At 67.1% G+C, this 350-nt stretch carries 1 protein-coding gene; it reads left to right on the top strand.

Features of this window, described 5'->3' with window-relative positions; genetic code table 11:
- Positions 1–335: STAS domain-containing protein (locus ACR80Q_RS04870; RefSeq protein ID WP_435376430.1), on the top strand; the 335-nt coding region annotated here is incomplete at its 5' end.
- Between the last annotated feature and the right edge of the window lie 15 nt (positions 336–350).

Here is a 350-nt window from a genome sequence, read left to right as displayed (position 1 = left end):
CCATGGTCTTCTTCGCCCGCCGCGTCGCCCACTTCACCGAGGTCGTCGACCGGGAGCACCCCGACGAGGACACCCGCGTGTACGCCGTCCTGGGGGCCCTGTTCTTCGCCTCCAGCAACGACCTCGTCTACCAGTTCGACTACGCCGGTGACCCGCAGAACGTCATCATCGACCTGAGCCAGTCGCAGATCTACGACTCCTCCACCGTCGCCGCCCTCGACGCCATCGAGCTCAAGTACCGCCAGAAGGGCAAGAACGTCCAGATCATCGGCCTCAACCAGGCGAGTGTCGGCTGGCACGGCCGCCTGACCGGCCAGCTCGGCGCCGGCCACTAGACCCACCTCGGTGCG

The organism is Aquipuribacter aurantiacus, from assembly GCF_051216895.1.
Classification (GTDB): domain Bacteria; phylum Actinomycetota; class Actinomycetes; order Actinomycetales; family JBBAYJ01; genus Aquipuribacter.
This window is presented reverse-complemented; position numbering and strand designations above follow the sequence as displayed.